Raw genomic sequence first — 24,829 nt, 5'->3', positions numbered from 1 at the left:
ACCTTCGCCCGACGCGCCTACTCCCTTGGTTCAGGCATCCGGCCAGGGCGTCAAGATTTCAAAGCCGTCATCCGTCACCGCAATGGTGTGCTCCCACTGAGCCGACAGCGAATGGTCTTTGGTCACAACGGTCCAGCCATCCGGCAACTGACGCGTCTGCGGCTTGCCCGCATTGACCATGGGTTCGACGGTGAAGGTCATGCCCTTCTTCAGTTCCAGGCCGGTACTGGGCTTGCCGTAATGCAGGATCTGCGGTTCATCGTGGTAGACCTTGCCGATGCCATGGCCGCAGTACTCGCGTACCACCGAGAAACCGGCCGCCTCGGCATGCTTCTGGATCGCGTGGCCGATATCGCCCAGGGTCGCACCGGGGCGCACGGCCTGGATGCCCAGCATCATCGCCTCGTGGGTGGTCTCCACCAGGCGCCTGGCCAGCACCGAAGGTGTACCGACGAAGTACATGCGGCTGGTGTCGCCATGCCAGCCGTCTTTGATGACGGTGACGTCGAGATTGACGATGTCGCCTTCCTTCAGCACCTTGCCCGGGCTGGGAATGCCGTGGCAGATCACGTGGTTGACCGAGGTGCACAAGGTCTTGGGAAAGCCGTTGTAGCCGACGTTGGCCGGCGTGGCCTTCTGCACGTTGACGATGTGTTCGTAGGCGAGGCGGTCCAGGTCCTCGGTGGTGACGCCGGGCTTCACATGCTCCTTGAGCATGGCCAGCACTTCGGCAGCCAGCTTGCCGGCTACGCGCATGCCTTCGATGTCTGCGGGTGATTTCAGGGTAACGGCCATAGTTCCACTCAAATGGCGTCGCAAGCCCTGCGGTTCAACGGATCCGCCGGCTGCTTGCCGCTCAGCCGGGGTGCCGGCTATAATTTCGGAGTTTTGCTGACCGCATGTAACTGTTTTTACAGTCCCAACGGCCTTCGCAAAGCGAAAAGTGATTGTAACCGCGCTGCGGCATGATCACCCAAGTCCCTGATTGGCAACCCAATAGGGACAAACCAACGCCACACACGCGTCGACACCGCCTTCGGGGTGCCGCAGTCGTTTCCACTACGCCCCAAGGGGGCACGGAACGCCCGCGGTCGAAGCCGGGGATGCGTGGAGGTCCCAACCCCCCGGGCCACCTACACAAGGCCCAATGAAGGAGTAACACCATGGCTCAAGTCACCATGCGCCAAATGCTCGAAGCTGGCGTGCATTTCGGTCACCAGACCCGCTACTGGAATCCGAAGATGGCTCCGTACATCTTTGGCGCCCGCGGCAAGATCCACATCATCAATCTGGAAAAGACCCTCCCCCTCTTCACCGACGCGATGAATTTCCTGTCGGGCCTGGCCCAGAAGCGTGGCACCGTGCTGTTCGTCGGCACCAAGCGCTCCGCCCGCGAGGCCCTGGCCGAGGAAGCCGCACGCGCCGGCATGCCGTTCGTCACCGCCCGCTGGCTCGGCGGCATGCTGACCAACTTCCGCACCGTCAAGCAGTCCGTGGCCCGCCTCAAGGAGCTGGAAGCCGCCGAGACCGACGGCAGCTTCGACAAGCTGGTCAAGCACGAAGTGCTGGCCCGCCGTCGTGAGCGCGACAAGCTCGAGAACTCGCTGGGCGGCATCAAGGACATGAACCGTCTGCCCGACGCGCTGTTCATCATCGACATCGGCCACGAAGACATCGCCGTTCAGGAAGCCAAGAAGCTCGGCATTCCGGTGATCGCGGTTGTCGACACCAACTACAACCCGGAGCTGGTGGACTACGCCATCCCGGGCAACGACGACGCCATCCGCGCGATCCAGCTGTACGCCCGCGCTGCCGCCGACTCGATCCTCGAAGGCAAGGCTGCCGCTCCCGCCGCCGCCCAGGGTGATGCCAACGAATTCGTCGAACTCGACGAAGAAGGCAACCCGGTCGCCAAGGACGAGCGCAAGGCCGCCCCGCCGCGCCGCGACAACCGTGGCCCGGCCAAGAAGGGTGCTGGTGCTCCGCGCCGTGACGGTGGTCGTGGTGGCCGCGCCCGCCAGGACGGCGAGCCGGACAGCGAGTAAGCCATCCCTGCCCCGGCCGGCAACGGCCGGGGCGTTTCAAAGATTTTGAGGAACCCAGATGACTGCTATTACCGCAAAACTGGTTGGCGAGCTGCGTGAGCGCTCGGGCGCCGGCATGATGGATTGCAAGAAGGCGCTCACCGAGACCAATGGCGACATCGAAGCCGCCATCGAGCATCTGCGCAAGACCGGCCTGGCCAAGGCTGACAAGAAGGCCGACCGCGTAGCCGCCGAAGGCCGTGTGGCCACCGCCCAGGCCGGCGGCAAAGCCGTGCTGGTCGAGGTCAACAGCGAGACCGATTTCGCCGCCAAGAACAGCGAATTTGTCGAGTTCACCAACGCCGTCGCCGAAGCCATCCTGAAAGCCGGTGTCTCCGAGATCGAGGCCGTGAAGGCTGCCGCCATCCCGGGCCACACCAGCATCGAGGAGGCCTCCAAGGCCAAGACCGCGACCATCGGCGAGAAGATCGAAGTGCGCCGTGTGGCCCGCGTCGAGAACGACGGCCCGCTGGCCACTTACTCGCACGGCGGCAAGATCGGCGTGATCGTGGCGCTCAAGGGCGGCTCGGAAGAGCTGGCCAAGGGCATCGCCATGCACGTCGCTGCGATGAATCCGCCTTACGTCAAGGCTGAGGACGTCCCGGCCGACTTCGTAGCGAAGGAAAAGGACATCGCGCTGGCCGCCATGTCGGAGAAGGAAAAGAACAAGCCTGCTGACATCCTCGACAAGATCATCTCCGGCAAGATCAACAAGATCGTCTCGGAAGTGACCCTGGTCGGCCAGCCGTATGTGCTGGACACCAACGTCACCGTCGGCGACGCGCTGAAAAAGGAAGGAGCCGATGTTGTCGCCGTGGTCCGTCTGGCCGTGGGCGAAGGCATCGAGAAGGTGCAGGAAGACTATCTGGCCGAAGTGCAGAAGGCGATGCAGCTCTAAGCCTCGTGCTACTGCTGCCATCGAGAAAAGCCGCGGACAACCGCGGCTTTTCTTTTGCGCGATATTTTCCGCTGCATGTTTTCATGCGGAACGCAAAAACCGGGTTTGGACTGATATACGGCCCAGCCCATGACGTCGCGCATGAATACGATGCGTCTGGCGATAACTCAGGCAAGCAGTCTGAGCTTACGCATGATTCGCGCTGTCGCTACAATACGCGCGTTTTGCCACACACAATCCGGAGATCTCATGAGCGACCAGCTTAAGTACCGCCGTATCCTGCTCAAACTCTCCGGTGAAGCGCTGATGGGCGAAGCCGACTACGGCATCGACCCCAAAGTCATCGGCCGCCTGGCCGACGAAATCATTGAGATTCAGAAGGCCGGCATACAGATCGGCCTGGTCATCGGCGGCGGCAATATCTTCCGCGGCGCCGGACTCGCCGCCGCGGGCATGGACCGCGTCACCGGCGATCACATGGGCATGCTCGCTACCGTGATGAATGCACTGGCCATGCAGGACGCGATTGAGCGTCGCGGCGGCTACGCCCGGGTGATGAGCGCCATCCAGATTCACGACGTGGCCGAGGACTACATCCGCCGCCGCGCCATCCGCCATATCGAGAAAGGCCGAATCGTGCTGTTCGCCGCGGGTACCGGCAATCCGTTCTTCACCACCGACTCGGCCGCCGCGTTGCGGGCCGTGGAGGTCGGCGCAGACCTGTTGATGAAGGCCACCAAGGTCGACGGCGTGTATACCGCCGATCCGGCTCGCCATAGCGATGCCACCCGCTACGACCACCTCACCTATGACAAGGTGATCGAGCGCAAGCTGGCCGTGATGGACACCGCCGCCATTGCCCTGTGCCGGGACCATGGCATGCCGCTACGCATCTACGACATGACGGTGCCGGGCAACCTCATGCGCATCATGCGTGGCGAGCAGATCGGCACCCTGGTCTCAGACCAATAAACCGCCTCACTGAGCCCGCCGGCGTCGTCTCTGAAGGGCCGGTACCGCGGGCTTACCGCCGGCCCTCGCCTGCTATACTTGCGGGCTAGCACGCTCAAGGGTGATTTCCCATGCTTAACGACATCAAGACCGATGCCCAGACCCGCATGGGAAAGAGCATCGACTCGCTCAAGCACAGCCTGACCCGCCTACGAACCGGCCGCGCCAGCACGGCACTGGTGGATGGCATCAAGGTGCCCGCCTATGGGGTGGACACGCCACTCAATCAGGTCGCCTCGGTATCACTGGGCGACTCACGCTCGATCATCATCACGCCATTCGACAAGAGCCTCGTAGCCCCTGTCGAGAAGGCCCTGCTGGCGTCGGATATCGGCATCACGCCGACCACGGCGGGCACCGTGATCCGCCTGAACATGCCGCCGCTCACCGAAGAGCGCCGCAAGGAACTCGCCAAGCACGTGGCGCATGAAGGCGAGGACGCCAAGATTGCCATCCGCAATGTGCGCCGCGATGCGATGCAGAAGGTCAAGGACCTGCTCAAGGACAAGCAGATCACCGAGGACGATGAGCGCCGTACCGAAGACGAGATCCAGAAGTTGACCGATCGTTTCGTCAAGGACGTCGACGCTGTCGTCAAGACCAAGGAAGAGGAGCTGATGGCGCTCTGAGCGCCATCACGCTTAGCCCTATGACCGGCGCCGAGGCGGCTGCGCGGATTCCGCGCCACATCGCCATCGTGATGGATGGCAACGGCCGCTGGGCCAAGGCACGCCATCGCCCGCGCAGTTTCGGTCACAACGCCGGCCGCAAAGCCCTGCGCGAGGTGGTGGAAGGCTGCCTGCGCCAGGGCGTAGAGGCATTGACCGTGTTCGCCTTCTCCAGCGAGAACTGGCAGCGTCCACAGGACGAGGTCGGCGCATTGATGGAGCTGTTTATCCGCGCGCTGGATAAAGAGGTCGACGAGCTGCATGGCCATGGTGTGCGCATGCGCTTCGCCGGCGACCTCAGCGCTTTTGATGGCCCGCTGCGCCAGCGTATGAACCAGGCCATGGCGCATACCGCCGGCAACGACAAGCTACATCTGAACGTGGCGGTGAATTACGGCGGCCGCTGGGACATCGTGCAGGCAACGCGCAAGGCTGCGGAATCGGTGGCGCGCGGCGAATTTCGCGCCGACGAAATCGACGAAAAACTGCTTGGCCACTGGATGAGTCTGGCCGAGCTGCCGCCACTGGATCTGTTCATTCGCACTGGCGGCGAGTTGCGCATCAGCAATTTCCTGCTATGGCAGGTTGCTTACGCCGAACTCTATTTTACCGACACCCTGTGGCCAGACTTTGATCAGAGCTGCCTGCAGCAGGCGATCGAGGAATACGCCCGCCGCGAGCGCCGCTTCGGACGCACCGGCGACCAGGTCGCCCACGTCAAGGCGTAACCCAAGGACCCGCATGCTGCTCCAGCGCACCCTCACCGCACTGCTGCTCGCGCCGCTTGTGATCCTGCTGATCCTGTGGTCGCCGACCACTGTGTTCGCACTGATCGTGGCGATCGCCTTTCTGGCCGCACTGTGGGAATGGATGCGCCTGTCCGGCATCAGTAATTACCCGGTGCGCGTGGCGCTGCTGGTCGCGGCGGCGGTGGTGTTCGCCCTGCTGTGGTGGACCCGCGATAGCGTGCTGTGGCCGATACTGCTGGGTGTCGGCGTGGCATGGTGGATCGCGGTTTGCCAGTGGCTGCGCCATTTCGCCTTTGGTGCTGCACCGACACGTGAGAATCAGCTGTTCAAGCTGGGGGCCGGTGCCTTGGTTATTGTGCCGGCGTGGGTTGGCGCGATTACCCTGCACCAGGGACAGTCGCACGGACATTGGTGGATGTTCCTGGCGCTGGGTATTGTGTGGGCAGCTGACATCGGCGCTTATTTCAGCGGGCGCTTGTTCGGCAAGCGCAAGCTCGCCCCTACGATCAGTCCGGGCAAGACCTGGGCGGGTGTTTATGGCGCTTTCGTCGGCGGTGCACTGGTGGCCGGCGTAGGCGGCTCGCTGCTTGATGTTCACGGCAGCCAGTTGGTGGGGCTGATCCTGCTTTCTGCCGTTACCGTGGTTGCCTCGATCATTGGCGACCTGCTGGAAAGCCTGATGAAGCGCCACGCCGCAGTGAAGGATTCCGGCAATCTGTTCCCCGGCCACGGCGGCCTGATGGACCGGCTCGACAGTGTGTTCGCCGCCCTGCCCGTATTTGCCGCAGGCAAGCTGCTACTCGGCCTATGAGTTCGATCCGCCACATCGCTGTGCTCGGTGCCACCGGCTCCATCGGCGGCAACACGCTCAACGTGATTGCGAGGCATCCCGAGCGCTTCCGCGCTAGCGTGCTTACCGCGCACCGTCAGGTCGATGCACTCGTGGCGCTGTGCGTGCAGCATCGCCCGGCCCTGGCCGTGATCGGCGATTCGACGCTGGAGGGCGAGCTGGGCCGGAAGCTGGCCGCCGCTGGTGTCCGTTGCGACGCGGCTGCCGGCCATGACGCAATCACCGCAGCTGTCTCCGGAGACCTTTGCGACACCGTGGTCGCCGCCATCGTTGGCGCCGCCGGCCTGGATTCCACCCTCGCCGCCGCGCGCAGTGGCAAGCGACTGCTGCTGGCCAACAAGGAATCCATCGTGATGGCCGGGCCGTTGCTGCTGGCCGCACTGCAGGAGGGCGGCGGCGAGCTGATTCCGGTGGACTCGGAGCACAACGCGATCTTCCAGTGCCTGCCAGGCGGTCGCCCGGATCTTGGCAAGAGCGGTGTGCGCCGGCTGATCCTTACGGCCTCCGGCGGCCCGTTTCGTGGCCGCACACGTGCCGAGCTGTCAGCCATCACCCCGGATCAGGCCTGCAAGCACCCGAACTGGGTGATGGGCCGCAAAATTTCGGTGGACTCGGCCACCCTGATGAACAAGGGTCTCGAGGTCATCGAGGCGCACCATTTGTTCAACGCCCCAGCCGAGACGATCGAGGTGCTGGTGCACCCACAGAGCCTAGTGCATTCGCTGGTCGAATACGTCGATGGCTCGGTGCTAGCCCAGCTCGGCAACCCCGACATGCGCACCGCCATCGCCCATGCGCTGGCGTGGCCGGAGCGCGTCGATGCCGGCGTCGCGCCGCTGGACCTGGCCGCTCACGCAGCGCTGCATTTCGAGGCGCCGGATCTGTCCACCTTCCGCTGCCTCGCGCTGGCCTTCCAGGCGCTGCGCGCGGGTGGCGATGCCCCGGCGATCCTGAATGCGGCGAACGAGGTGGCGGTGGAGGCCTTTCTGACCGGCGCGCTGCCGTTCCTGTCGATCGCTGACGTCGTCGAGAGCGTACTTACGGAACTGCCGCCGCAAGCCGTGGTCGATGTCCAGTCCCTGACTGAACGCGACCGGACAGCCCGCGAGGCCGCCCGGCGCATCCTACGCAACGCATGCTGATAAGCTCTTACAGATGAATCCTTTCTTCGGCTCCGTGTTCTGGTTACTTGTCACGCTCGGCGTGCTGGTGACCTTTCACGAATTCGGCCACTACTGGGTCGCCCGCCGCTGTGGTGTGAAGGTGCTGCGCTTCTCCGTGGGCTTCGGCAAGGCGATCTGGAAGCGTGTGGGCCGCGACGGCACCGAGTACCAGATTGCTGCGATTCCGCTCGGTGGTTACGTAAAAATGCTGGATGCCCGCGAGGGCGACGTCGATCCGGCCGATCGCGGTCAGGAATTCACCGGCAAGCCGGTATGGCAGCGTATCGCCATCGTCGCGGCCGGCCCCGGCTTCAATTTCATCTTCACCATCGCCGCATTCTGGCTGATGTTTGTGGTGGGCCGTCCGGACATGGCCCCGATCGTCGCCGCCGCGCCGCAGAGCTTGGCGGCGGAAGCCGGTATCCACGCCGGTGACCGCATCCTCAGCATCGACGGCAGGCCGATGACCACGTGGAGCGACTCGATGGACGCCGTGGTCAATGCCACGCTGGGTCGCGAGCCGCTAGCCATGCAGGTGCGCGGCACCGACGGCACCGAGCGCAATGTGGTGCTTCCGCTCAACCTGCTGCCTGCCGGCCAGGACGTCGGCCAGTATCTGGACAAGCTGGGCCTGAAACTTGCTCCCCTGCCCGCGATTGCCGCGACCGTCTTGCCCGGCAAGCCAGCAGCAGCGGCCGGCATGAAGAGCGGTGACCGCATCCTTAGCGTGAACGGGCAGAACGTCGCGGATTACCCCGACTTCCAGCGACTGATTCCCCAGGAAGCAGCCAAGTCCCCCACGCTGAGCATGGTGGTCAACCGCGATGGCAAGACCTTGCCGCTGACGGTCACGGCGCGGATGGAATCCCTGGAAGGCCAGCCCACCAACTGGGTTATCGGCGTGGCCGCCTACGAGCGTGAGCCCGCGGTGCTCCGGTACGGGCCGCTCAAGGCGATCGGCGCCTCGCTGCAGGCCACCTGGAATGGCACGGCCCAGACGTTCAACCTGATCGGCAAGATGCTCAGCGGACAGGCCTCAACCAAGAACCTGTCCGGGGTGATCGGCATCGCCCAGGTCGCCAACGCGTCGGCAAACATGGGACTGGGCTGGTTCCTCAACTTCCTGGCCATGGTCTCGCTCAGCCTGGCTGTATTGAACTTGCTGCCGATTCCCGTCTTGGACGGGGGTCACCTGCTGTATTACCTTATTGAGTTGGTCAAAGGCAGCCCGTTGAGTGAGCGCGCAATGATGGCCGGGCAATACATCGGCCTGGCATTGCTGTTCACCCTGATGGGTCTGGCGTTCTACAACGACATCCATCGCGCTCTGCCCTTGTGACGTGTGCGCCCAACGCCAGCGTCGGGGAACGGTGGATCCGCTGTGATGCGGTGGTGACACAGGCTGTCGCCCCGGTCGCGGTGCAGCGCGTTGAAATGTCTTCGGCTGCACCCCTGGCGGGTACGGTTACTTCTTTGAGGCAGGGAATTTCCCAGCCTCACTCTTTGCTTGGGGTGGCCACCACGGCCGCCCTGTCGGAATAAAACAACGGAATCGACGATGAAGCGTATCGCCGCATTGATCCTGCTCGCCTCACTCTCCGCAAGAGCGCTCGCGTTCGAGCCCTTCATCGTTTCCGATATCCGTATTGACGGCCTCAGCCGCATCTCGGCGGGTACGGTGCTCAACTATCTTCCGGTGAACAAGGGCGACCGCCTCACCAATGATGCGGCCCAGCGTGCCATCCGCGCGCTGTACCAGACCAAGTTCTTCAGCGACGTCGAGATCGACCGCGAAGGCGACATCATGGTGATCAAGGTGATCGAGCGTCCGTCGATCGCCAAGCTTGCCCTGCGTGGCAACAAGGACATCAAGGAAGACGACCTGCGCAAGGGCCTGAAGGAGATCGGCCTGTCCGAAGGCGAAACCTTCGACCGCCTCTCGCTCGACCGCGTGCAGCAGGAGCTGATCCGTCAGTACTACAACCGCGGCAAGTACAACGTGTCGGTCGATCCGCACGTGACCAACCTTGACCGCAACCGCGTGGCCATCGATATCGAGATCCGCGAAGGCAAGGTCGCCAAGATCAAAGAGATCAACATCGTCGGCAACAAGGCGTTTACCGACAAGCAGATCCGCAAGGACTTCGAGTCCGACACCTCCAACTGGATGTCCTGGTATTCCAAGGACGACCAGTACTCGCGCGAAAAGCTTTCCGGTGACTTGGAGAAGCTGCAGTCGTACTACATGGACCGCGGCTACGCCGACTTCGGTGTGGACTCCACCCAGGTCACCATCGCTCCCGACAAGCGCGCGATGTACATCGCTGCCAGTGTGAAGGAAGGCGAGATCTACACGGTTTCCGACATCCACCTACTCGGCGAGCTGGTGCTGCCGGAAGAGACGCTGCGCCAGCTGGTGTTCCAGAAGAAGGATCAGACCTTCAACCGCAAGGCGATCGAGGCCAGCTCCGATGCCATCAAGAGCATCCTGGCCAGCATCGGCTACGCCTTCGCCAAGGTCACGCCGGTACCGAAGCTGGACAAAGACAAGCGCACCGTCGACCTCACCTTCTTCATCGAGCCGGGCAAGCGCGTGTACGTGCGCCGTGTGGTGTTCCAGGGCAACACCCGCACTGAAGACGATGTGATGCGCCGCCAGATGCGCCAGCTGGAAGGCAGCTGGTTCTCGCAGCCGGCCATCGATCGCTCGAAGATCCGCATGCAGCAGCTGGGTTACTTCAAGAAAGTCGACATCGACAAGAAGCTGGTACCCGGCACCGAGGATCAGGTCGACCTGACGGTGAAGGTGGAAGAGCAGTCCGCCGGCAGCCTGATGTTCGGCGTGGGCTACTCGCAGTACTCGGGCATCATCCTGTCAGCCTCGGTGTCGCAGAACAACTTCCTCGGCACCGGTGACAGCTTCTCGGTGGCGGCGCAGCGCAGCGACTACACCACCAGCATCAGCGCCAACTACTTCAACCCCTACCTCACCGACAACGGCGTGGGTATCGGTTACAACGTCGGTTATACCAAGAGCAATTACGGCGACACCAACTACAACTTCGTCAACTACGAAAGCAGCACGAAGTCGTTCTCGACCTTCCTCAGCCTGCCGATCACCGACTTCGACAACGTGCGCGTTGGCATGGGCCTGAGCAGCAACAAGATCAACCTGACCTATCAGACCCAGGACCTGAGCACCGGCCAGATCGTCACCCAGCCGCTGTCGCCGCAGGTGCTGATCGACTACCAGAACGCGATCGGCCACAAGACGATCCACTCCTGGACCGGCACGCTGGGCTGGACCCACGACACCCGCAACGGTTACTGGGCACCCACCCGTGGCGGCATGATCTCGCTGACGTCGGACATCGCCCTGCCCGGCTCTACCGTGCAGTACTACAAGCTGTTCGGTGAGGCCAACCATTACTGGCCGATCGGCGCCGGCTTCGTGCTGTACCTGGATGGCCAGGTCGGCTACGGCAAGACCTACGGTCAGAAGTACGACTTCGACGGCGGCACCACTTACACCAAGGGCCAAAGCGTCGACTTCCCGTTCTGGGAGAACTACTACGCTGGCGGCGTGCGCGACGTGCGCGGCTTCCAGGACAACACGCTGGGTCCACGCCTGTGCGTGGGCACCGACTCGAACGGCAAGCCGATCCAGCCGGACAGCAAGGGCCAGTGCAACAACAGCGTCTACAGTTACGCCCAGCCGGTCGGTGGCGCGTTCAAGGTGCTGGGCACGGCCCAGGTGTTCCTGCCGCTGCCGTTCCTCAAGGACGTCAATACCGCGCGCGTGTCCTGGTTCGTCGACGTAGGCAATGTCTACAAGGACTATTCAAGCTTCAAGGTCAGCGATCTGCGCGCGTCCACCGGTCTCTCTCTGCAGTGGCAGGCACCCATCGGTCCGCTGATCATCAACTTTGCCGTGCCGATCCGGACCAAGGAAGAAGATCGCCACTACGAAGAGCGAATCCAGTTCACCTTCGGCAGCCAGTTCTAAACCTGCGCTAAGGCATCACCCGAGAAAGCGCGGCCCGGCCGCGCTTTCTTTTGTCCGTTGACGCAACACAGACGTGGCCGGGGCCTGCGCCCTACAATGCCCCGTAACGTCCCGGAGCCCGCATGAGCACGATCCAATACACCGTGGCCGAACTGGCCGACCGATTCGGCCTCACCTTCAAGGGCGATGGCGCACGCGTCATCGATGGCGTCGGCACGCTGGCCGGTGCCGGCCCGAGTCAACTGAGCTTCCTCTCCAACAGCAAGTACAGCGCGCAACTGGCCGATTGCAGGGCCGGTGTTGTAGTGCTGCGTCAGGAGAACATCGACGACTGTCCTGCCGCCGCCCTGGTCGCCACCGACCCCTACGTGGCCTACGCAAAGATCGCCGCCCTGTTTGAACGACTGCCTGCCGCCCCGCCCGGTATCCACGTCAGCGCCGTCGTCGCGCCCAGCGCGCAGGTGTCGCCCACGGCCAGCATCGGTCCCTGCTGCGTAGTGGAAGAAGATGCCATCATCGAAGACGGTGCCGTACTCGGTCCGCATTGCATCATCGGTACCGGCTGTGTTGTCGGTGCGCAGTCGCGACTGGTGGCACGCGTCACGCTGGTGACCCGTGTAACGCTGGGCAAGCGCGTGCTGGTGCATCCCGGCGCGGTCATCGGCTCCGACGGCTTCGGCCTCGCTTTCGATCGCGACCACTGGATCAAGCTCCCGCAGCTCGGCGGTGTGCGCATCGGCGATGACTGCGAGATCGGCGCCAATACCACCATCGACCGCGGTGCGCTGGATGACACCGTGCTGGAAGAAGACGTGCGGCTGGATAACCAGATCCAGATCGCCCACAACGTCTATGTGGGCGCACATACCGCCATGGCTGGCTGCGCCGCCGTCGCCGGCAGCGCGAAAATAGGCCGCTATTGCATGATCGGCGGCAACGCCGGCGTGCTGGGCCATCTCGAACTGGCCGACCGGGTTACCATTACAGCCAAGAGCTTGGTCACGCACTCGATACGCGAGCCTGGCGAATATTCCTCGGGGGTACCGTTGCAGGACAACCGCCAGTGGCGGCGCAATGCGGCCCGTTTCAAGCACCTGGATGAATACGTGCGCCGGCTCTCGGCGCTGGAGAAGGACAGTAACAATGAGTGAGCAGACCGTGCCCCTCCACCTGCCTGTGAACGTGGAGCAGATCCAGCATCTGCTGCCGCATCGCTACCCCTTCCTGCTGGTGGACCGCGTCATTGAGCTCGATCCGGACAAGCGCGTGGTCGCACTGAAGAACGTGACTATCAATGAGCCGTTCTTCCAGGGCCACTTTCCCGGTCACCCGGTGATGCCGGGCGTACTGATCGTCGAAGCCATGGCGCAGACCGCCGGCCTGCTCACCCAGATCAGCAGCCGTCTCAAAGGCAACACCGGCAGCCCGCTGTTCTACCTCGCCAAAGTGGACAACGCCCGCTTCAGCGCCATCGTCTCCCCGGGCGACCAGCTGCGTATGGAAGTCACCCTCAAGCGCTTGCTTCGCAGCATGGGTCTATTCGAAGCGCGTGCCACGGTAGACGGCAAGGAGGTCGCCTCCTGCGAGCTGATGTGCGCGGCGAGGTCCGAAAAATGATCCATCCCACCGCGCAGATCGACCCTACCGCGAAAATTGGCGCCAACGTCAGCATCGGCGCCTATAGCGTGATCGGCGCCGAGGTGGAGATTGGCGAAGGCACGGTGATTGGTCCCCACGTGGTGATCGAAGGTCCGACCCGCATCGGCCGTGACAACCGCATCTGCCAGTTCGCCTCACTCGGCGGCGCGCCGCAAGACAAGAAGTTTGCCGGCGAGCACACCGAGCTGGTGATCGGCGACCGCAACCTGATCCGCGAATTTGTCACCATCAATCGCGGCACCGGTGACGGCGGTGGCAGTACCCGCATCGGCAACGACAACTGGCTGCTCGCCTACGTGCATGTGGCGCACGATTGCCAGATCGGCAACAACACCGTGTTCTCCAACTACTCGGCGCTGGCCGGGCATGTAGAGATCGGCGATTTCGTGATCATGTCCGGCTTTTCCGGCGTGCATCAGTTCTGCAAAGTTGGCGCCCACGCCTTTATCGGCATGGGCTGCCTGGTCGGCTCCGACGTGCCTCCGTTTGTGATGATGGCGAACGAGCAGCGTGGCCGTCCGCGCGGCATCAACAGCGAAGGCCTGAAGCGTCGCGGCTTCGAAGCGCCGCGCATCGCCGCCATCAAGCGTGCCTACCGCACGCTGTACATGGCCGGCCTCACCCTGTCCGACGCGCGCGAACAGCTCGTTACGCAGGCGGAAGAAAGCGACGACGTGCGCTCCATGCTGGATTTCCTCGATCACAGCGAACGGGCGCTGGCGCGCTGACATGCGCGCAGCGCATGCCAGCCAATCTCATATGCGCTCTGGCTTGGGCCGTTAAGCGATGTCCGATGTACTCCACGCCCCCGCACCACTGATCGCCATCCTCGCCGGCGAAGACTCCGGCGATCAGCTCGGCGCCGATCTCGTCGCGGCATTGCGTCAGCGCTATCCGCAGGCGCGCTTCATCGGCATCGGCGGCGCGCGCATGCAAGCGCAGGGTTTCGAGTCCTGGTACGACATTCGCGAGCTTTCGCTATTCGGCTTCGCCGAAGTAGTCAGCCATCTGCCTCGCCTGCTGCGCCTGCGCAAGGCATTGGTCGCACGCCTCATCGCGGCCAAACCGGCGATAGTGGTCGGCATCGATGCGCCCGACTTCAACCTCGGCGTGGAGCAACGCATGCGTGCTGCGGGCATCCGCACCGTGCACTACGTCAGCCCGTCGGTATGGGCGTGGCGCGAGAAGCGGGCGGAGAAAATCGGCCGCAGCGCCGACCGCGTGCTGTGCCTGTTCCCGATGGAGCCGGAGATCTACGCGCGGCACGGCGTGGACGCGCGCTTCGTCGGGCATCCGCTGGCCGACCGTTTCGCGCTGGTCTCTGACCGCGTCGGTGCCCGCGATTTTCTGCAGCTGCCGCAGAACGCTCCGGTACTTGCCGTGTTGCCGGGCAGCCGCCCCTCTGAAGTAAATCGCCTGGGTCGCATCTTCCTCGACGCCGCACGCCAGGTTGCCGCCCGCCTGCCTGGGTTACGCATCGTGGTCCCGGCCGCCAATACGCAGGTATACGCCAGTCTGAAGGCCATGTTCGGCGACGCGCCGCAAAACGACGACACGCCGATACTGCTGCAAGGCCACGCGCACGAAGCGATGCTCGCCGCCGACGTCGTACTGCTCGCCTCCGGTACCGCTACGTTGGAAGCGATGTTGGCCAAGCGCCCCATGGTGGTGGGCTATCGCGTATCGCCGGTGAGCTACCGCATCGCGCGCGCCTTGAAGATGCTCAAGACCGACGTATACGCCCTGCCCAACATCCTGGCGCGTGCCTGCGGCCTGGGCGAGCACGCGATGCTGGTGCCGGAATTGATGCAGGACGATTGCACACCGGACAAACTCGCTGCAGCCACCCTGTCGCTATTCCACGACAGCCAGCGCCGCGGCGACATCGTTGCTGCTTTCGAGCAGTTGCATCACGCCCTGCGTGGCGAGCTGGAAGGCCAGGCCGGCGATCACGCCGCCGACGCTATCGTCGAACTGATCGAACGTCCCCGTGACTGAGCGCCACATTGCTGGCGTCGACGAGGCCGGTCGCGGCCCACTGGCAGGTCCAGTGGTGGTCGCCGCCGTGATCCTGGATCCGGCGCGCCCCATCGCCGGGCTCAATGACTCCAAGAAGCTCAGCGAAGCAAGACGCGAAGCGCTGTATCCGCAGATCATCGAACAGGCGCTGGCCCATTGCGTGATTGCGATGAGCGTCGAGGACATCGACCGGCTGAATATCTTCCAGGCAACCATGGCCGGTATGAGCCGTGCCGTCGCCGGCCTCTTCCCGGGCGCGCACGAAGCACTGATCGACGGCAACAAGCTGCCGAAGGATCTGCCCTGCGCCGGCCGCGCCATCGTCGGCGGCGACGCGCTGGAGCCGGCCATCAGCGCGGCATCCATCCTGGCCAAGGTCACCCGCGACCGCATGATGGTTGCGATGGAAAACTTGCATCCCGGCTACGGCTTTGCAGTGCACAAAGGTTATCCCACGCCTGCGCACCTCGATGCCTTGAAGCGTCTCGGCCCCTGCACCGAACATCGGCGTAGCTTTGCCCCCGTCAAGCTACTGCTGGATCAAGGCGTGCTTTTCTGACACGGCGCGGCGCACTTCGAAAAAGACGTCCAGCCATCTATTTGTACGCAAGCACGCTCTCCCACCGCAAGCATTAACAGCGCCAAAAACACCGGGTTCTTCTCGTGCCCTTTGACATGCGCCATTCCCTGCGCAGCGGCATAAAATACGTCCATCGAAGCAAGCATGACCTTCGACAGGGTCCGCTTCCGGAGAGGAACTTAAGTCGATTACTCAGCATCTATCCACGTGGATGCACGCGATAGTTCAACCCTTCAGGTATCGCCCGCATCCTACCGATAGAGCAACGCGAAGCAGGCTGACTGCCTCGTCGACCGCAACACCGAACGCCTCGACATTGGCGGCGCGGTCACCGCTTCGCATGAAGCAAGGATGCATGGAGCAATTCCCGCATGCCTTCCGCGCAGCGGAATCCGTGCGATATACCCAGCGGCGCATCCAGGCGATCCGCAGGAGTTCCAGCCATGATGCTTCCCAACACGTCCACCATCACCTTGCCTGATGGCATGCCGACCGCGTCCGATACAGCCAGGCCCGAGACCTTAGCCGTAGCAACCGCTTCTCCCATGCCCCCCGGAGAGAACCCGCACGTCGACTACAACCTTCATCCGTTGAAGGTGGCGAGTCTCGAGCACTACATCGAGCAGCCGGACGGCGCCGAGCGGTTTCACGTTTCCTGACGGTGAAGGTTTAGGCAGTCAACGCCGCGTACGCAGCCGGCTGTGACGGAATCCGTAGCCGGCATAGATCAACATGCCGATCGCCGTCCAGCCGGCCAGCAGCAGCCAGTTGGCCGTATTCATCTGCGCAAGCAGGAAAAGACAGACCAGTACGCCCAGGCTGCACACGGCGGGCGCCGCCGGCACCCGAAAGCCACGGGGCAAGTCCGGATGGGTCCGGCGTAGCACCAACACACCGATGCATACCGTGGCGAAGGCCAGCAAGGTACCCATCGACAACAAGTCCCCCAGCAGGCTCAGCGGAAAGACCGCCGCCAGCAGACCGCCGACCATGCCCACCAGCAAGGTGGTGCGATGCGGGGTCTGGTGCTTTTCATGCACGGCCCCGAAGAAAGTGGGTAGCAGGCCATCGCCGGCCATGCTGTAGAGGATGCGCGACAACCCCAGGTGCATCACCAAGATCACCGAGGTCAGGCCCGCTACCGCACCTACCTGGGTCAGCAATTTCAGCCAGGCCAATGACGGATGCGCTGCCAGCGCGGTCGCCACCGGCTCGGCGGTGCCCAGCTGTGCATAAGGCACCAGGCCAGTCAGTACGGCCGCCACAATGATGTAGAGCACGGTGCAGATCGCTAGTGAGATCAGGATGCCCGCCGGCACGTTCCGCTGCGGGTTGCGCGTCTCCTGAGCCGCGGTCGCTACCGCATCAAAACCGATATAGGCGTAGAACACACTGGTAGCCGCGCGGAACACCCCGCTCCACCCATAGTGATCGCCGCCCTGGTTGGCCGGCACGAAGGGATGCCATAGCGCCGGGTCGACGTACTGCAGGCCCATCACCACGAACAGCACCACCACGATCACCTTGAGCGTCACCACGACGCTGGCGAAAGCGGTCGACTGCCGGGTGCCCCGATACAGCAGCGCAGTCAGCGCCGCCACCACCAGCAGGGCCGGCAGGTTCAGAAGCGCCCCGGTGGCCTCCAGCCGGCCGTCCTTGAAGCTCAGCGGCGCGTGCACCAGCGCGTCCGGCACATGGATACCCAGGCTGTTCAGCAGGCCCACGCCGTAGCCGGACCAGCCCACTGCCACCGAGGACACCGCCAGCAGGTACTCCGCCACCACGTTCCAGCCGATGAACCAAGCCAGCAGTTCGCCGAAGGTGGCGTAGGCATAGACATAGGCGCTGCCGGAAACCGGCAGCATCGCCGCGAACTCGGCATAGCTCAGCGCGGCCAGGGCCGCAGCCAAGCCGGCCAGTACGAAGGACAAAGTCAACGCCGGGCCGGCGTGCTCGGCGGCAGCCTGGCCGGTGATGACGAAAATGCCCGCGCCGATCACCGCGCCTACGCCCAGCACAATCAGCTCTTTCAGGCCCAATGTGCGGCGCAGCGAATCATCGGCGGTGAGCGAGGCCTCGACAGGCTTCACGGCGAACAACGAACGGATCAACGACATCGACGACGGCCTCGGTACTGGGCGCAAGGAGCCCGGAACCTTGCCAGCCGCTGTCGGCGGTGGCAACTGTACGCAGGCGACTTGTCAGGACGCCACCAGACTGGCAGGGCTTCCCCGTAACACTCCCGCTTTCGCTAGCATGACCCCAACGCTGCGGTCTCGGGGGACCCATGCGCTTCACCTGGCTCGCGCTCGCTCTGCTGCTCGCCCAACTGGCACTCGCGTGCCTGGGAGTCGACGCGCAGGCGGCAAGCCCCCGCTTGATCTTCATGGCGATCCAGGTGTGCGCGCTCCTGGCCATCGGCCAGCGTTACCAGTTTGATCCCTCGCCTATCGCCCCGATCTGGCTGCTGCTCGGCGCTGCGGCCGGCCTGCAGCTGGTATGGGCGGCCATCAACATGCTCGCCACGCTGACCGGCGATGAGGGGGGCTTCCTGTCCAACTTCGCGGTGGTGTTCTCCGGCCTGTACATGATCCCGTGCATGTTCCTCATCGCCCGCTCGTTCGACCGCAGCGAGCCAGCCACCGTCGTGCTGGCGGATCTGGCGATGTCGCTGATCGTGGCCGTCCTGCTCTGCACCCTTATCTTCAGCGTGATGCCCGGCGGCCCCGCCGCCACACCAGGCAGCATCATGTTGATCATCGATCACGCGGACGCCATCGATTTCTCGCTGGCCGCCATGGCAGGACTGCGCATGCTCGGCACGCGTAGCCTGCACAAACGCTTCTTCTATTACGCGGCCACGGTTTTCCTCGGCATCAATGCTATCGCCGCGGCGATCTACAACCGTCTTGAGCTGCACGGTCTGCCGCCATGGACCGTGCTGATGATCGGCCTGGCCTATGTCGCACTGATCACTGTGCTGGAGCGCCCGGTACCGCGGCTGTTGCGGCGCTATCGCCCCGCGCGCCGCATGGCCCAGACCGTGACTTCGTTCGCGCCGGTGGTGCTGTCATTGGGCGTGCTGCTGCTGGCGGTGAGCGTGTCGCGCTTCAACTACTCACTGGGGATGACCGCCGCGGGGGCTTCGGTGGTGCTGTACGCGCTGCGCGTGGCTTTTATCCAGAGCCGCAACCAGGACATCCAGCGCGCCGCCCACCTCAGCAACCAGCGACTGCAGCAACAGGTGGGGCGCGACCCGCTGACCGGCATCGCCAACCGGGCTATGCTTATTCCGCGCTTGCAGGTGGTGTGCGCCCACGACGTGCCACGGGGTACCGTCTGTTCGCTGCTGATGATCGATATCGATCACTTCAAACTCTTTAACGACCATCACGGACACCTGGCCGGCGATACCTGCCTGACCCGCGTCTCGCAGGTACTCGCGCATCACCCGCTGCCGCCGGACAGCCTGGTGGCACGCTTCGGCGGCGAAGAGTTCGCGATCGTGCTGCCGCACACCCCGCCAGAAGCCGCGCGCATCGTCGCGGAACGGCTGCTCGACGCGGTGGAACGGCTGCGCATCCCTCATGCGGATAGCGCCACGGGCTGGCTGACCGTCAGCATTGGAACCGCCACGCAACGCTGCGACGGCAGCGCTGACCCGATGCATCTGATCGAAGCCGCCGACCGTGCGCTGTACCAGGCCAAGGGCGCCGGCCGCAATCGCTGCGAGGCGGCCGCGAACATCCCGCACGCGCCCTCGCTTGACGTTTCCTGAGCACACCCATTGGCCGGAGCGGCCCCTGCCATGGCATCGCCGAAAAGCGGGATAAGTCAATCTTGCCCGTCACTGTGGCGGCGGTTAGCCTTCTCACACTCACCGCGTGAGTCTGCATGACCGTCCGCTTCGCCCACCTCCATCTGCACAGCGAATACTCGCTGGTCGATTCGACCATCCGCATCAAGGCGCTGGTCGAAGCCTGCGTGCGCGACGGCATCCCCGCCGTCGCGCTCACCGACGAGACCAACATGTTCGCGCTGGTGAAGTTCTACAAGGCCTGCAGCGCGGCCGGCATCAAACCGATCGGCGGTTGCGACCTGTGGGTAAGCATGCCCGACGATCCGCGGCCTTCGCGCCTGACCTTGATGTGCCAGAACCGAGAGGGCTACCTCAATCTCTCGCGCCTGGTCTCTCGCGCCTGGCGCGATGGCCAGCACAGCGGCCGCCCGCTGGTCGACGCCAGCTGGCTCACTGCCGATGCGACCAAAGGGTTGATCGCTCTGCTCGGCCGTGAGAGCGAAGCCGGCCGCGTGGCGGTGAACCAGGGCGCCGGTGCGGCAGCGGTGCGTTTGCGTTCGTTCGCCAGCCAGTTCGCCGATCGCCTCTATCTCGAACTCACCCGCTGCGGCCGCGAAGGCGAGGAAAACTGGAACGCCGCCGCCCTGGCGCTGGCCGCCGAGCTGAATCTGCCAGTGATCGCCAGCAACGACGTGCGCTTCCTCAAGCAGGACGACTTCGAGGCGCACGAGGCTCGCGTGTGCATCAACCAGGGGCGCGTACTCGCCGACCCCAAGCGCCCGCGCGACTACAGCAACCAGCAATACCTGAAGACGCCCGATGAAATGACCGCGCTGTTCGCGGACATCCCCGAGGCGATCGAGAACACCATCGAGCTGGCCAAGCGTTGCACGCTTGAGCTGTCGTTCGGCACCTACTACCTGCCCGACTTCCCGGTACCGGAAGGCCACGACCTGGCCAGCTACATCCGTGAGATCGCGCGCGCGGGCCTGAAGGATCGCCTCGCCGACGCGCCGCTGGCGGCAGGCCATACCCTGGCCGACTACGAAGCGCGACTGGAACGCGAGCTGGACGTCATCATCGAGATGGGCTTCCCCGGCTACTTCCTGATCGTGGCGGACTTCATCAACTGGGGTAAGCAGAACGGCATTCCGGTGGGCCCGGGCCGTGGCTCGGGCGCCGGCTCGCTGGTCGCCTGGGTACTGAAGATCACCGACCTCGATCCGCTGCAGTTCAACCTGCTGTTCGAGCGCTTCCTCAACCCCGAACGCGTGTCGATGCCCGACTTCGACATCGACTTCTGCATGGATCGCCGCGACGAGGTGATCGACTACGTTGCGCGCAAATACGGCCGCGACCATGTCAGCCAGATCATCACCTATGGCTCGATGGCCGCGAAGGCGGTGCTGCGCGACTCCGGCCGCGTGCTCGGCATGGGTTACAACCAGGTCGACCGCATCGCGAAACTGATCCCGCCGCGTCCGCTCGATCTCACGCTGTCGGATGCGCTGGGCCGCTCCGAGAAATCGAAGAAAGAGAGCGATCGCGTCGTCAAGGAGTTCTGCGATCTTTACGAGCAGGACGAAGAAGCCAAGTCGCTCATCGACCTCGCACTGAAGCTGGAAAGCCTCACCCGCAACGCCGGCAAACACGCCGGTGGCGTGGTGATCGCACCCACCCCGCTCACCGACTTCGCGCCGCTGTACTGCGAAGCGGGCGGCGGTGGCGTGGTGACGCAGTACGACAAGGACGACGTGGAAGCGGTCGGCCTGGTGAAGTTCGACTTCCTCGGCCTGCGCACGCTCACCATCATCGATTGGGCGGTAAAGGCGATCAACGCACGCCGCGCGAAGTCCGGCGAAGAACCGCTGAACATCGAGACACTGCCTCTCGACGATCCCGCGCCGTACGAGCTGCTTAAAAAAGCGCAGACGGTAGCGGTGTTCCAGCTCGAATCCACCGGCATGCAGCGCATGCTCAAGGATGCGAAGCCTGACCGCTTCGAGGACATCATCGCGCTGGTGGCGCTGTATCGCCCCGGCCCGATGGACCTGATTCCCAGCTTCGTCGCGCGTAAGCATGGCCGCGAGGAAGTGGAATACCCCGATCCGCGCGTCGAACCGATCCTGAAAGAGACCTACGGCATCATGGTCTATCAGGAGCAGGTGATGCAGATGGCGCAGATCGTGGGCGGTTACTCGCTCGGCGGCGCCGACCTGCTGCGCCGCGCGATGGGTAAAAAGAAACTCGAGGAAATGGCGAAGGAGCGCGCCAAGTTCCGCGAGGGTGCGGCCAAGGATGGGCTGACCTCCGACAAGGCCGACTCGATCTTCGACTTGATGGAGAAGTTCGCCGGCTACGGCTTCAACAAATCGCACGCGGCCGCCTATGCGCTGGTGTCGTACCAGACCGCGTGGCTGAAGGCGCACTACCCCGCCGAGTTCATGGCCGCGACGATCTCGTCGGACATGGACAACACCGACAAGGCGGTGACCTTCCTCGACGAATCGCGCGCGATCGGCCTCACCATCCTGCCGCCTGACGTCAACGCATCGGACTTCATGTTCGTCGCGGTCGAACCCCGAGTGATCCGCTACGGCTTGGGCGCGATCAAGGGCGTAGGCCAGGGCGCTTGTGAAGCTATCGTCGAGGAGTGCCGTCGCAACGGTGCCTATAAAGATCTCGCCGATTTCTGCCGCCGCGTCGATCCGACCAAGCTCAACCGCCGCGTGCTGGAAGCCTTGATCCTGTCCGGCTCACTGGATGCATTGGCGCCGAATCGCGCCAGCCTGATGCTGCAACTGCCCAACGCCATGAAGGCGGCGGAACAGCATTTGCGCGACAAGCAATCGGGCCAGAACGACATGTTCGGTGCTGCCATGGGTATGGCGGCGCCAGTGGTACAGATCGATCTGCCCACTGCGCCGGAATGGCCGCTTGAGCAGAAACTACAAGGCGAGCGCGATACGCTCGGTCACTACCTCTCGGGGCATCCCACCGATCCGTGGCGCGAAGAGCTGGCGCAGCTTTCCACCTGTCCGCTGGGCGAAATCGCCGATCGCTATCAACCGCCGAAGCCGCGCAAGAACGACGGCGACGACAATCGTTTCCGCCGCGGCCCCGATACACCATGGACCGTGGCCGGCATGGTCACCGCGATTCGCAAGCGCGGCGAGAGCGATGCCTTCGTGCGCCTGGAAGACGGCACCGGCATCATCGAAGTGAGTTTCTTCGGTGAGCTGTACCAGCAGGTCGCTCCACTACTCACGCGCGACGAAATGCTGGTAGTGGAAGGTGGCCTGCGCATCGACGATTTCTCCGGCGGCGGCTTCGCCCTGCGCGCCCGCAGCGCGTACACCCTGGGTGATGCCTGCCGCCGCTTCGCACGCGTGCTGCACTTAAAGCTGAATGGGATCACCCCCGGCTTCGTCGAACAACTGCGCCACACGCTCGCCGGCTATCGCAATGGCCGCGCTACCGTGATGCTGCACGGCTACCACAACGCCATTGCGCAGGCTGACATCGAGCTAGGCGAAGACTGGCGCGTGGAAGCCATCCCGGAATTGCTGCGCGCCGTACGCGCGGTACCCGGGGTGCAAGCGGCGCGTGTGCGCATAGTGAAGCAGTCCGACTAATCCCTGTAGGAGCCCGCCTTGTGGGCGAACCGGCCCGCCAGGGCCGAGCTTTGTCGACACTTAAAGACCAGCCCTGCCGTGCAGGGCTCTCGCGCACAGATTGCACTCCTACAGGCAGCCCATACGGGACCGTTCTCGCCTTTCCTGCCGGCCCGGTATACTGCGCCGCTTCCGTGTCACGAATTGCACCGAATGAACCCCAACTTCCTCGATTTCGAACAACCCATTGCCGAGCTGGACGCGAAGATCGAAGAGCTTCGCCACGCCAGCCACGGGCAGGCGTTCAATATCGATGAAGAGGTGAGCCGCCTGCGCGAGAAGCTGAAGGTGAAGACGGCGGAAATCTTCCGCAACCTCAGCTCCTGGCAGGTCACGCAGCTGTCGCGCCACCCGGGCCGCCCGTACACGCTCGATTACATCGGCGTGATCTGCGACGAGTTCCACGAGCTGGCTGGCGACCGCGCCTACGCGGACGACGCCGCCATCGTGGGCGGCATCGGCCGCATCAACGGCCGCCCGGTGATGATCATTGGCCATCAGAAGGCACGCGACACCAAGGGCAAAGTGCGCCGCAATTTCGGCATGCCGCGTCCGGAGGGCTACCGCAAGGCTCTGCGCCTGATGAAACTGGCCGAACGTTTCAAACTGCCACTGTTTACCCTGATCGACACTCCAGGAGCCTATCCCGGCGTGGGTGCCGAAGAACGCGGCCAGAGCGAAGCCATCGCCCGCAACCTGCTGGAGATGGCCGATCTGCGTGTACCGATCATCTGCACCGTGATCGGCGAAGGCGGTTCCGGCGGCGCGCTCGCCATCGGGGTGGGCGACCGCACCGTCATGTTGCAGTACTCGACCTATTCGGTGATCTCACCGGAAGGCTGCGCCTCGATCCTGTGGAAGAGCGCCGAGAAAGCCAAGGACGCCGCCGAGGCTCTGGGCCTTACCGCGCCGCGGCTGCTGGAACTGGGCTTGATCGACAAATTGGTACGCGAGCCGCTGGGTGGCGCACATCGCAATCCGCACTCCATGGCTGTGCGCCTCAAGGCCGTGCTGCTCAACCAGCTCGATGAGCTGGAAGCGCTGCCCGTCGATGTGCTGCTCGAACAGCGCTACCACCGCCTGCGCGGCTACGGCGCCTACAGCGAGTAAATCTCGTGACCGAAGGTGTGCGTGGCATCGACCACATCAATCTGCGCGCACCTTCCGACCTCATTGAACGGCTACGCCGTTTCTATATCGACATCGTTGGCCTGCACGAAGGCCCGCGCCCAAGTTTTCGTTCCGGTTCGCGCGGTTACTGGCTATATGCCGGCGAGCGGCCGTTGCTGCATCTGAGCATCAGCGCCGAGGGCGACGCTTCGGCGCAATCGACCGGCTGGTTCAACCATCTCGCCTTCGCCTGCACCGACCTGTCCGCCACACGCGCGCGACTCGACGCCGCCGGCCTGCCCTATCGCATCGACGTGGTCGACAGCCTCAACCAAGTCCAGCTGTTCTTGCATGATCCGGCCGGCACCGGTGTCGAACTGAATTTCAGCGACGCCAAACTGAACACCAGCACGTCGCCTTAGCAGGATCATCCGCACCGCGTTGAACCGAATGCCGCGCGCAAGGCATATACCTCTTGCGAGGCATGGAAACCTCGCCACGCCACGCCCCATCACCGCCTGGCGTGCAGATCGCTTGAGGAGCACGGCCTGCCCGGAGA

At 63.8% G+C, this 24,829-nt stretch carries 21 protein-coding genes; 19 read left to right on the top strand and 2 right to left on the bottom strand.

The features are described 5' to 3' along the window. Positions 1–30 precede the first annotated feature (30 nt). Entirely contained in the window at positions 31–795 is a 765-nt protein-coding gene (gene map / locus BM338_RS20365; protein WP_090454361.1) for a type I methionyl aminopeptidase, read from the bottom strand. A gap of 368 nt (positions 796–1,163) precedes the next feature. On the opposite strand from map, the gene rpsB reads away from it, so the two are divergent. The 15 genes from rpsB (at position 1,164) to BM338_RS20290 (ending at position 16,346) form a co-directional block, all read left to right on the top strand. Further along, positions 1,164–2,045 (top strand): 30S ribosomal protein S2, encoded by an 882-nt coding sequence (gene rpsB, locus BM338_RS20360; protein ID WP_090454359.1) that lies wholly within the window; start codon positions 1,164–1,166, stop codon positions 2,043–2,045. A 58-nt stretch (positions 2,046–2,103) separates the two neighbouring features. Continuing rightward, complete coding sequence (tsf, locus tag BM338_RS20355) at positions 2,104–2,982, top strand: translation elongation factor Ts (RefSeq protein WP_090454355.1); 879 nt, start codon at positions 2,104–2,106, stop codon at positions 2,980–2,982. A gap of 249 nt (positions 2,983–3,231) precedes the next feature. Next, the gene (gene pyrH / locus BM338_RS20350) at positions 3,232–3,954 is read left to right on the top strand and encodes a UMP kinase (RefSeq protein ID WP_090454353.1); all 723 of its coding nucleotides are present in this window, start codon (positions 3,232–3,234) and stop codon (positions 3,952–3,954) included. A gap of 110 nt (positions 3,955–4,064) precedes the next feature. After that, positions 4,065–4,622, top strand: a complete 558-nt coding sequence (gene frr, locus BM338_RS20345) for a ribosome recycling factor (protein WP_090454351.1) — start codon at positions 4,065–4,067, stop codon at positions 4,620–4,622. A gap of 20 nt (positions 4,623–4,642) precedes the next feature. Next, positions 4,643–5,389, top strand: a complete 747-nt coding sequence (gene uppS, locus BM338_RS20340) for a polyprenyl diphosphate synthase (protein WP_090454349.1) — start codon at positions 4,643–4,645, stop codon at positions 5,387–5,389. A 13-nt stretch (positions 5,390–5,402) separates the two neighbouring features. Continuing rightward, positions 5,403–6,221 (top strand): phosphatidate cytidylyltransferase, encoded by an 819-nt coding sequence (locus BM338_RS20335; protein WP_090454347.1) that lies wholly within the window; start codon positions 5,403–5,405, stop codon positions 6,219–6,221. Further along, the gene (locus tag BM338_RS20330) at positions 6,218–7,402 is read left to right on the top strand and encodes a 1-deoxy-D-xylulose-5-phosphate reductoisomerase (protein ID WP_177229426.1); all 1,185 of its coding nucleotides are present in this window, start codon (positions 6,218–6,220) and stop codon (positions 7,400–7,402) included. Before BM338_RS20335 ends, BM338_RS20330 begins: the two co-directional genes overlap by 4 nt. A 13-nt stretch (positions 7,403–7,415) precedes the next feature. Continuing rightward, positions 7,416–8,762 (top strand): RIP metalloprotease RseP, encoded by a 1,347-nt coding sequence (gene rseP, locus BM338_RS20325; protein ID WP_090454344.1) that lies wholly within the window; start codon positions 7,416–7,418, stop codon positions 8,760–8,762. A gap of 219 nt (positions 8,763–8,981) precedes the next feature. Next, a complete protein-coding gene (gene bamA, locus BM338_RS20320; protein ID WP_090454342.1) occupies positions 8,982–11,429 on the top strand; it encodes an outer membrane protein assembly factor BamA in 2,448 nt (815 codons plus the stop codon). Between the two features lie 122 nt (positions 11,430–11,551). Beyond that, positions 11,552–12,580, top strand: coding sequence for a UDP-3-O-(3-hydroxymyristoyl)glucosamine N-acyltransferase (lpxD, locus tag BM338_RS20315; RefSeq protein WP_090454340.1), 1,029 nt, complete (start codon positions 11,552–11,554; stop codon positions 12,578–12,580). Then, positions 12,573–13,046 (top strand): 3-hydroxyacyl-ACP dehydratase FabZ, encoded by a 474-nt coding sequence (fabZ, locus tag BM338_RS20310; RefSeq protein ID WP_090454338.1) that lies wholly within the window; start codon positions 12,573–12,575, stop codon positions 13,044–13,046. The genes lpxD and fabZ overlap by 8 nt, the downstream gene beginning before the upstream one ends. Continuing rightward, positions 13,043–13,816 carry an acyl-ACP--UDP-N-acetylglucosamine O-acyltransferase gene (gene lpxA / locus BM338_RS20305; protein ID WP_090454336.1) on the top strand — a complete coding sequence of 258 codons (774 nt, stop codon included), beginning with the start codon at positions 13,043–13,045 and terminating at the stop codon, positions 13,814–13,816. Before fabZ ends, lpxA begins: the two co-directional genes overlap by 4 nt. A gap of 58 nt (positions 13,817–13,874) precedes the next feature. Further along, positions 13,875–15,086: a lipid-A-disaccharide synthase gene (gene lpxB, locus BM338_RS20300; protein WP_090454334.1), complete on the top strand. Its 1,212-nt coding sequence runs from the start codon at positions 13,875–13,877 to the stop codon at positions 15,084–15,086. Then, entirely contained in the window at positions 15,079–15,666 is a 588-nt protein-coding gene (gene rnhB / locus BM338_RS20295; protein WP_090454331.1) for a ribonuclease HII, read from the top strand. The genes lpxB and rnhB overlap by 8 nt, the downstream gene beginning before the upstream one ends. 464 nt (positions 15,667–16,130) lie before the next feature. Next, positions 16,131–16,346, top strand: coding sequence for a hypothetical protein (locus BM338_RS20290; RefSeq protein WP_090454329.1), 216 nt, complete (start codon positions 16,131–16,133; stop codon positions 16,344–16,346). A gap of 18 nt (positions 16,347–16,364) precedes the next feature. Here the strand turns inward: BM338_RS20290 and BM338_RS20285 are convergent, their stop codons facing one another. Continuing rightward, positions 16,365–17,804, bottom strand: a complete 1,440-nt coding sequence (locus BM338_RS20285; RefSeq protein ID WP_090454327.1) for an amino acid permease — start codon at positions 17,802–17,804, stop codon at positions 16,365–16,367. Between the two features lie 170 nt (positions 17,805–17,974). Here BM338_RS20285 and BM338_RS20280 point away from each other — a divergent pair, with 170 nt between their 5' ends. The 4 genes from BM338_RS20280 (at position 17,975) to BM338_RS20265 (ending at position 24,692) form a co-directional block, all read left to right on the top strand. Beyond that, on the top strand, positions 17,975–19,465 hold the full coding sequence (locus BM338_RS20280; RefSeq protein WP_090454325.1) for a GGDEF domain-containing protein: 1,491 nt from the start codon (positions 17,975–17,977) through the stop codon (positions 19,463–19,465). Positions 19,466–19,581: 116 nt separating this feature from the next. Continuing rightward, positions 19,582–23,121: a DNA polymerase III subunit alpha gene (gene dnaE, locus BM338_RS20275; protein WP_090454323.1), complete on the top strand. Its 3,540-nt coding sequence runs from the start codon at positions 19,582–19,584 to the stop codon at positions 23,119–23,121. A gap of 192 nt (positions 23,122–23,313) precedes the next feature. Continuing rightward, positions 23,314–24,270, top strand: coding sequence for an acetyl-CoA carboxylase carboxyl transferase subunit alpha (gene accA / locus BM338_RS20270; RefSeq protein WP_090454320.1), 957 nt, complete (start codon positions 23,314–23,316; stop codon positions 24,268–24,270). 5 nt (positions 24,271–24,275) lie between these two features. Beyond that, on the top strand, positions 24,276–24,692 hold the full coding sequence (locus BM338_RS20265; protein WP_218156406.1) for a VOC family protein: 417 nt from the start codon (positions 24,276–24,278) through the stop codon (positions 24,690–24,692). Positions 24,693–24,829: the final 137 nt, after the last annotated feature.

This window comes from Dyella sp. OK004 (assembly GCF_900114495.1).
GTDB lineage: Bacteria > Pseudomonadota > Gammaproteobacteria > Xanthomonadales > Rhodanobacteraceae > Dyella_D.
This window is presented reverse-complemented; position numbering and strand designations above follow the sequence as displayed.

What these genes read in the sequence shown, in the direction of transcription:
- map (WP_090454361.1), bottom strand. Translation starts at nt 795, where the DNA reads ATGGCCGTTACCCTGAAATCACCCGCAGACATCGAAGGCATGCGCGTA.
- rpsB (WP_090454359.1), top strand. Translation starts at nt 1,164, where the DNA reads ATGGCTCAAGTCACCATGCGCCAAATGCTCGAAGCTGGCGTGCATTTC.
- tsf (WP_090454355.1), top strand. Translation starts at nt 2,104, where the DNA reads ATGACTGCTATTACCGCAAAACTGGTTGGCGAGCTGCGTGAGCGCTCG.
- pyrH (WP_090454353.1), top strand. Translation starts at nt 3,232, where the DNA reads ATGAGCGACCAGCTTAAGTACCGCCGTATCCTGCTCAAACTCTCCGGT.
- frr (WP_090454351.1), top strand. Translation starts at nt 4,065, where the DNA reads ATGCTTAACGACATCAAGACCGATGCCCAGACCCGCATGGGAAAGAGC.
- uppS (WP_090454349.1), top strand. Translation starts at nt 4,643, where the DNA reads ATGACCGGCGCCGAGGCGGCTGCGCGGATTCCGCGCCACATCGCCATC.
- BM338_RS20335 (WP_090454347.1), top strand. Translation starts at nt 5,403, where the DNA reads ATGCTGCTCCAGCGCACCCTCACCGCACTGCTGCTCGCGCCGCTTGTG.
- BM338_RS20330 (WP_177229426.1), top strand. Translation starts at nt 6,218, where the DNA reads ATGAGTTCGATCCGCCACATCGCTGTGCTCGGTGCCACCGGCTCCATC.
- rseP (WP_090454344.1), top strand. Translation starts at nt 7,416, where the DNA reads ATGAATCCTTTCTTCGGCTCCGTGTTCTGGTTACTTGTCACGCTCGGC.
- bamA (WP_090454342.1), top strand. Translation starts at nt 8,982, where the DNA reads ATGAAGCGTATCGCCGCATTGATCCTGCTCGCCTCACTCTCCGCAAGA.
- lpxD (WP_090454340.1), top strand. Translation starts at nt 11,552, where the DNA reads ATGAGCACGATCCAATACACCGTGGCCGAACTGGCCGACCGATTCGGC.
- fabZ (WP_090454338.1), top strand. Translation starts at nt 12,573, where the DNA reads ATGAGTGAGCAGACCGTGCCCCTCCACCTGCCTGTGAACGTGGAGCAG.
- lpxA (WP_090454336.1), top strand. Translation starts at nt 13,043, where the DNA reads ATGATCCATCCCACCGCGCAGATCGACCCTACCGCGAAAATTGGCGCC.
- lpxB (WP_090454334.1), top strand. Translation starts at nt 13,875, where the DNA reads ATGTCCGATGTACTCCACGCCCCCGCACCACTGATCGCCATCCTCGCC.
- BM338_RS20290 (WP_090454329.1), top strand. Translation starts at nt 16,131, where the DNA reads ATGATGCTTCCCAACACGTCCACCATCACCTTGCCTGATGGCATGCCG.
- BM338_RS20285 (WP_090454327.1), bottom strand. Translation starts at nt 17,804, where the DNA reads ATGTCGTTGATCCGTTCGTTGTTCGCCGTGAAGCCTGTCGAGGCCTCG.
- BM338_RS20280 (WP_090454325.1), top strand. Translation starts at nt 17,975, where the DNA reads ATGCGCTTCACCTGGCTCGCGCTCGCTCTGCTGCTCGCCCAACTGGCA.
- dnaE (WP_090454323.1), top strand. Translation starts at nt 19,582, where the DNA reads ATGACCGTCCGCTTCGCCCACCTCCATCTGCACAGCGAATACTCGCTG.
- accA (WP_090454320.1), top strand. Translation starts at nt 23,314, where the DNA reads ATGAACCCCAACTTCCTCGATTTCGAACAACCCATTGCCGAGCTGGAC.